General features: G+C 65.5%; 6 protein-coding genes. 5 read left to right on the top strand and 1 reads right to left on the bottom strand.

The genetic code is table 11. The features are described from left to right. Window positions 1-49 precede the first annotated feature (49 nt). The 5 genes from eda (at window position 50) to GSQ79_RS12900 (ending at window position 5,963) form a co-directional block, all read left to right on the top strand. Window positions 50-697: a bifunctional 4-hydroxy-2-oxoglutarate aldolase/2-dehydro-3-deoxy-phosphogluconate aldolase gene (gene eda / locus GSQ79_RS12920; protein WP_158809120.1), complete on the top strand. Its 648-nt coding sequence runs from the start codon at window positions 50-52 to the stop codon at window positions 695-697. Between the two features lie 57 nt (window positions 698-754). Then, on the top strand, window positions 755-2,563 hold the full coding sequence (gene edd / locus GSQ79_RS12915; protein ID WP_158809119.1) for a phosphogluconate dehydratase: 1,809 nt from the start codon (window positions 755-757) through the stop codon (window positions 2,561-2,563). A gap of 203 nt (window positions 2,564-2,766) precedes the next feature. Continuing rightward, complete coding sequence (gene glgC / locus GSQ79_RS12910; protein WP_158809118.1) at window positions 2,767-4,035, top strand: glucose-1-phosphate adenylyltransferase; 1,269 nt, start codon at window positions 2,767-2,769, stop codon at window positions 4,033-4,035. 150 nt (window positions 4,036-4,185) lie between these two features. Further along, a complete protein-coding gene (gene glgA, locus GSQ79_RS12905; protein ID WP_158809117.1) occupies window positions 4,186-5,415 on the top strand; it encodes a glycogen synthase in 1,230 nt (409 codons plus the stop codon). Further along, the gene (locus tag GSQ79_RS12900) at window positions 5,415-5,963 is read left to right on the top strand and encodes a nucleoside 2-deoxyribosyltransferase (RefSeq protein ID WP_158809116.1); all 549 of its coding nucleotides are present in this window, start codon (window positions 5,415-5,417) and stop codon (window positions 5,961-5,963) included. Before glgA ends, GSQ79_RS12900 begins: the two co-directional genes overlap by 1 nt. A gap of 1 nt (window position 5,964) precedes the next feature. Here GSQ79_RS12900 and zwf read toward each other — a convergent pair. Further along, window positions 5,965-7,383 (bottom strand): glucose-6-phosphate dehydrogenase (gene zwf / locus GSQ79_RS12895; protein ID WP_158809115.1); only part of this gene is annotated, 1,419 nt, incomplete at its 5' end.

Genomic DNA, 7,383 nt, shown 5'->3' with positions numbered 1-7,383 from the left:
GATCCAACGCCCTCGAGGGCGAAGCGATCCGGCGAGCGGAGGACAAGCGATGAGCGGGTCGACCACGGGACTTTCGGGTGCCCTTGCGCTGCTGCGGAGCGCCAAACTCATTCCGGTGCTCACGATAACTGATCTTACCCACGCGGTGCCCCTCGCCAAGGCGCTGGTGGCCGGCGGCGTCCGCACCCTAGAAATCACGCTTCGCACCGCCTTTGGCGCCCAGGCTGCTGCAGCGGTCCGTGCCGAGGTTCCGGACGCGATGGTCGGACTCGGCACCGTGCTCACCGCGCACGACCTCGCGATTTGCAAGGAGCACGACCTGCACTTCGCCTTCAGCCCGGGGGCCTCGCCTGCTCTGCTCGACGCGGCGGAAAAGATGGGCATCGATTTCGTCCCCGGTATCCAGACGGCCTCCGAGATCATGGCCTGCCTGGAACGCGGCTTCGACGTGATGAAGTTTTTTCCAGCGGTCCCCGCCGGCGGCATCGCGGCGGTGAAGGCGCTGGCCGGCCCGTTCCCGCATGTCCGTTTCTGCCCGACGGGCGGGATCAACGAAGCGGACACGGCCGCATGGCTGAAACTGCCGAACGTGGTGGCCGTCGGCGGGTCCTGGCTTGCCCCGCCGGACGAGGTCGAGCGCGGCGACTGGGCGGCGATCACGGCGCGCGCCAGCCGGGCCATGGCGGCGCTGGCCTGATTCTCTTTTCACTGGAAGAGAGGGCGCGACCTATTTCTGAGATCAAGGACCAGCATCATGCATGAGCGCGTATCCGAGATCACCGACCGCATCGTCCGCCGCAGCCTCGACGGACGCACGCGATACCTCGACCGGATCGATGCCGCCGCCGACATGGCCCGCCTGCCGCGCCAGAAGCTTGGCTGCGCCAACCAGGCCCACGCCTTCGCGGCCGCGCCTTACGGCGACAAGACGCGGCTGTCGATCGGCCGCGGGCCCAACCTCGGCATCGTCACCGCCTACAACGACATGCTCTCCGCGCATCAGCCCTATGAGCGCTATCCCGAGCTGATTCGCGACGCCGCGCGCCATGCCGGCGGCACCGCGCAGGTGGCCGGCGGCGTGCCCGCCATGTGCGACGGCGTCACCCAGGGCGAGACCGGGATGGAGCTGTCTCTGTTCTCCCGCGACGTTATCGCGCTGTCGACGGCGGTGGCGCTGTCGCACCAGACGTTTGATACCGCCGTCTACCTCGGCATCTGCGACAAGATCGTGCCTGGCCTCGTCATCGGCGCGCTGGCCTTCGGCCATCTGCCGGGCGTGTTCATCCCCGCGGGGCCGATGCTGTCGGGCATCGCCAACAGCGAGAAGGCCCGCACCCGCCAGCTCTATGCGGAAGGCAAGGCGTCGCGCGAAGAGCTGCTGGCCTCCGAGATGGGCTCCTACCACGGCCCTGGCACCTGCACGTTTTACGGCACCGCCAACACCAATCAGATGCTGATGGAGATCATGGGCCTGCAGCTGCCGGGCTCCTCCTTCATCAATCCCGGCACGCCGCTGCGCGATGCGATGACGGTGGAGGCGGCGCGCCGCGCCATGGCGCTGACGGCGTCGGGCAACGCCTACACGCCGATCGGACGCATCCTCGATGAACGTGCCTTCGCCAACGGCGTCATCGGTCTTCACGCGACCGGCGGCTCCACCAACCATACGATCCACCTCATTGCGATGGCGCGGGCCGCCGGCATTACCCTCACCTGGGACGATTTCGCCGACCTCGCCGAAGTCACGCCCCTGCTCTCCCGCGTCTATCCCAACGGCCAGGCCGACGTGAACCATTTCCACGCCGCCGGCGGCATGGGGTTTTTAATCCGCGAATTGCTCGACGGTGGCCTGCTGCACCCGGACGTCTCGACCGTCTGGGGGAGCCTGCGCAGCTATGCCAGCGAGCCGATGCTGGCGGACGACGGCAGCGTCGCCTGGCGGGACATCCCAGCTGCCAGCGGCGATCGCGACGTGCTGCGCGGCATGGCCGAGCCTTTCGCCGCAACGGGCGGCCTCCGCCTGCTCGACGGCGATCTCGGCCGCGCCGTGATCAAGACCTCGGCCGTAAAGGATGATCGTCATATCATCGAGGCGCCTGCCATCGTCTTCGACAGCCAGGAGGCGCTACAGGCAGCATTCAAGGCCGGCGAGCTTGAGCGCGACTTCGTTGCCGTGGTCCGATTTCAGGGGCCGAAGGCCAACGGCATGCCGGAGCTGCACAAGCTGATGCCGCCCCTCGGCGTCTTGCAGGATCGCGGCTTCCGCGTCGCTCTGGTGACCGACGGCCGGCTGTCGGGCGCGTCCGGCAAGGTCCCGGCCGCGATCCACGTCACGCCGGAGGCCGTCGACGGCGGCGGCATCGCCCGGGTGCGCGATGGCGACATGATCCGCGTCGACGCGCCGGCAGGCCGGCTCAGCGTTCTCGTCGGCGATGCCGAATGGGACTCGCGGGAAGCCGATCGCATCGATCTAACGGCCAATGCAACCGGCGTCGGGCGCGAGTTGTTCGCCGCATTCAGGGCCACCGTAGGCGGCGCGGACACGGGAGCGGCGATCTTTTGAGGTTGCGCCTATTGGCTGAGCGAAAAAGATCGATGGATATGACTAAAATAAGCGTCCGATTTGAAGAAAATCAGCGAATTGTTATCGCTCGAATGCTTTGATCCTGGCTGAGATTTCGACCGTCATTTAATTGGCGGCGCTTTGGAAATGCGCGGGCCCGTTTTTCGTCCAGCGGAGCGCCGGAACGACTTTGGAGGAGACGCATGGACGATTCGCACCGCGCCCACGCGCCGCTCGCGCGTAGCGCCATGGCCTTCGTGCTGGCCGGCGGCCGCGGCAGTCGGTTGATGGAAATGACCGACAGCCGCGCCAAGCCCGCGGTCTATTTTGGCGGCAAGTCCCGCATCATCGATTTCGCCCTGAGCAACGCCCTGAATTCCGGCATTCGCCGTATCGGCGTCGCCACCCAGTACAAGGCGCACAGCCTCATCCGCCACCTCCAGCGTGGCTGGAACTTCTTTCGCCACGAGCGCAACGAGAGCTTCGACATCCTGCCGGCGAGCCAGCAGGTCTCCGAAAGCGGCTGGTACGCCGGCACCGCCGATGCCGTCTACCAGAACATCGCGATCATCGAGGGCTACGCGCCGCGCCATGTCGTGATCCTCGCCGGTGATCACGTCTACAAGCAAGACTACGAACCGATGCTGCAGCAGCACGTCGAACAAGGCGCGGATGTCACCGTCGGCTGCATCGAGGTCGCGCGCCTCGAGGCGACCGGCTTCGGCGTCATGGCGATCGATGCCGACGACACGATCGTCTCGTTCCTGGAAAAGCCCGCCGATCCGCCGGCGATGCCGGGCAAGCCTGACAGGGCGCTGGCGAGCATGGGCATCTACATCTTCGAAACGAAGTTTCTGTTCGAACAGCTACGTCGTGATGCCGCCGACCCAACGAGCAGCCATGATTTCGGCAAGGACATCGTCCCCTACATCGTCGCCAACGGCAAAGCCGTGGCCCATCGCTTCGGGCTCTCCTGCGTCCGCTCGTCCGCCGAGGCGGAAACCTACTGGCGCGATGCCGGGACGATCGACTCCTACTGGGAAGCCAATATCGATCTGACGGACGTCGTGCCGGGCCTCGATCTCTACGACCGGCAATGGCCGATCTGGACCTATGGCGAGATCGTGCCGCCCGCCAAGTTCGTCCATGACGACGACGGGCGCCGCGGCAAGGCGACCGATTCGCTGATCTCGGGCGGCTGCATCGTCAGCGGCACCGAGCTGAACCGCACCCTGCTGTTCACCGGCGTCCACGTGCATTCCTACGGCCGCATCGAAGGCGCGGTGATCTTGCCTTACGCGGACATCGGACGCGGCGCGCGGCTGACCAAGGTGGTGGTGGATCGCGGCGTCCATATTCCGCCCGGCCTCGTGGTCGGCGAAGACCCGGTGCTCGACGCGCAACGGTTTCGGCGAACGGAGAAGGGCGTGTGCCTGATAACGCAGCCGATGCTGGATCGCTTGAAAGGGTAAGGGTATCGCCCCAGCTTCAGCCCCCTCATCCTGAGGAGCGCGAAGCGCGTCTCGAAGGACGAGGGATTACCGGCCCGCCCTCGTCCTTCGAGACGCCATCTGCGATGGCTCCTCAGGATGAGGGCTAATTTGGCTCCCGAGAAAGACCTTATGTCCGACCTCCGCAAGATCGCCCTCTTCAGCAAGGAATACCCGCCGCACGTCTACGGGGGCGCCGGTGTGCACGTGGAATACCTGGCGCGGGCGCTCGCAAAGTCGGTCGACGTCGACGTCCGTTGCTTCGGCGAGCAGGCCGAAGACGCGCAAAACCTCAGCGTCCACGGCTATCCGCAATGGGACGAGACCAAACAAAATACCGACTCGCGCTTCGTCGGCGCGATCGACGCCTTTGCCCGCTCGCTGGTGATGGCCAAGGATCGGCTCGATGCCGATCTCGTGCATTGCCACACCTGGTACACCGACATGGGTGGCCTCATCGCCAGCCAGCTTTGGGGCGTGCCCTACATCCTCACCATCCATTCGCTGGAACCGCTGCGGCCGTGGAAGGTCGAGCAGCTCGGCAACGGCTATCATCTCAGCGCCTGGATGGAGCGCACCGCGATCGAGCAGGCCGACGCCATCATCGCGGTATCGCGGGAGACCCGCGAGGACGTGCTGCGGCTGTTCAAGGTCGATCCGGCCCGCGTCCACGTCATTCACAACGGAATCGACCCCGCCGAATACAAGCCGGGCGCGACCACCGGCGTCATGGAGCGGCACGGAATCGACCCGACGCGGCCGTTTCTGCTGTTTGTCGGGCGGATCACACGCCAAAAAGGCATCATCCACCTCGTCAACGCGATCCCCGACATCGATGCGTCGCTGCAGATCGTGCTGTGCGCCGGCGCGCCGGACACGCCGGAAATCCTTCAGGAGATGGAAGCGAGCATCGCCAAGGTTTCGTCGATCCGGCCCGACGTGATCTGGGTGCGCGAGATGCTGCCGCGGGCCGATGTCATCGAACTCTATACGCAGGCCGCGGTGTTCTGCTGCCCCTCGGTCTACGAGCCGTTCGGCATCATCAACCTCGAGGCGATGGCCTGCGAGACGGCGGTCGTGGCATCGGCGGTCGGCGGGATCCCCGAAGTGGTGGTGCCGGAAGAAACCGGGCTGCTCGTCGACGTCGGCCTCAAACCCGGCAGTTTCGATCCGGCCGATCCAGCCGCCTTTTCCGCCCGCCTCGCCGCCGCGATCAATCGCCTTGCGCGCGATCCCGAACTCCGCGCCCGTTTCGGACGCGCCGGGCGCCAGCGGGTTCTCGATCATTTCAGCTGGGACGCGATCGCCGAGACGACGCTGGCGCTGTACAAAACCGTGGTCAGCCAGAAGGCGAAACCCTGATGCTGAAAGCCTACCTCGCCGGCCCCGACGTGTTCCTGCCCGACGCGGCTGCACACGCCGCGCGAAAAGTCGCGATCTGCGCGCGCTACCGGATCGAGGGGCGGCCGCCGCTCAACGAGGACCTGGAGGATCTGGCGCAATACACGGCCGAGCAGGCCTGGACGATCATCTACGAGAAAGACATCGCGATGATGGAGGCCTGCGACATCATCATCGCCAACCTGACGCCTTTCGCTGGCGCCTCGGCGGATTCCGGCACCCTGATCGAAGTCGGCTGGTTCCTCGGCCGCGGCAAACCGATCTTCGGCTACTCGAACACGCGCGTGCCTTTCGCCTCCCGGATGGCCGAACAGCTGCGGCTGGCGCCGCCCGAGCCGTTCGGCATCGCCGTCGAAAGTTTTGACCTGCCGGACAATTTGATGATCCCGGGCGCCGTGCGCAGCGGCGGCTATCCGATCTTCGTGCCGGACGACGACGCGCTTCGCGGCATCGATGCGCTCGACGTGTTCGAAAGCTGTGTCGCCGCTGCTGCCAAACGCATCGGCTGACTTATACCCCAGCCGGCATCCCGTCCTCGTACCAGGACCGCCCGTCGCGCTCCATCAGGGCGATGGCGGCGGACGGCCCCCATGTGCCGGCGGCATAGTGAATCGGGCGCACCAGATGCTCCTGCCACCCCTTGTGGATCGGTTCGATCCAGCGCCATGACACTTCGACCTCGTCGCGGCGCATGAACAAGGTTGGATCGCCGCGGATGACGTCGGTGATCAGCCGCTCGTAGGCGTCGTGCACCCGCCAGTCCGTCGCGTCGCGAAAATTGAGCTGCAGGCTTGCCGGCACCAGCGCCATCCGGCCCGAGCCCGGCGCCTTCATCGTCGTCACCTGCGTGACGCCGTCGTCCGGCTGCAGCCGGATGACAAGCCGGTTTGGCCCGATCGCCCCGAACGACTCCGGAAAGATCGAATGCCGCAACGGCTTGAACGTCACCACGATCTCGGAACATTGTTTGGGAAGGCGCTTGCCCGTCCGCAAGTAGAACGGCACGCCGGCCCAGCGCCAGTTGGCGATCTCGACCTTCATCGCCACGAACGTCTCGGTGCCGCTCATCGGCTGGCCGATATCCTTGAGATAGCCGGAGACCGCGGCCCCCTCGACGGCGCCTGCCCCATATTGCCCACGCACCGTGCAGCTTTTCACCGCGCCGTCGACGATCGGCTTCAGCGCATGCAGCACCTTCAGCTTTTCGTCGCGGACGGAATGTTCGTCGAGCAACGTCGGCGGCTCCATCGCAATCAGGCAGAGCAGTTGCACCATATGGTTCTGCACCATGTCACGCAGCGCGCCAGCGTGGTCGTAATAGTCGCCGCGGCCACCGACGCCGAGCGTCTCCGCACAGGTGATCTGCACGTGGTCGATATCGGCGGAGGTCCAGGGCCTTTCGAACAGCGGATTGGCGAAACGCAGCACCATAAGGTTCTGCACGGTCTCTTTTCCAAGATAATGGTCGATCCGGTAAATCTGGTTCTCGTCGAACACCTTGCCGACGGCGTCGTTAATCTCACGCGACGATTGCAGGTCGTGGCCGATCGGTTTTTCCAGCACGACGCGGGTCTGCGGGGTAATTAAGCCGGCCGCGGACAAGTTGGCGGAGATCGAGGCGAACAGGCGCGGCGCTGTCGCCAGATAAAAAACGCGGACCACGCCGGGATCGGTCAGCAATGCGGCAAGATCGGCATAGCTTGCCGCGTTGCCGGCATCGACACAGACGTAATGCAAGCGCTCGCGAAAAACTTCGCGCGCTGCGGCATCGGATGGATCGGTGTTGGCGAGCACGGCATCGATGAACGCGGTCGGGTCCATCGGTTGATGACCGGTACAGATGATGCGCCCGCGCGGCGGAAGAACACCCTCGGATTCACGTTCCAGCAAGGCCGGGAGCAACTTGCGCCTGGCGAGATCGCCCGTGGC

The organism is Beijerinckia sp. L45 (genome assembly GCF_009765775.1).
In the GTDB taxonomy this organism is placed as follows: Bacteria; Pseudomonadota; Alphaproteobacteria; order Rhizobiales; family Beijerinckiaceae; genus RH-AL1.
Note: the sequence above shows the minus strand (reverse complement) of the source record. Positions and strands in the feature narration are given on the sequence as shown.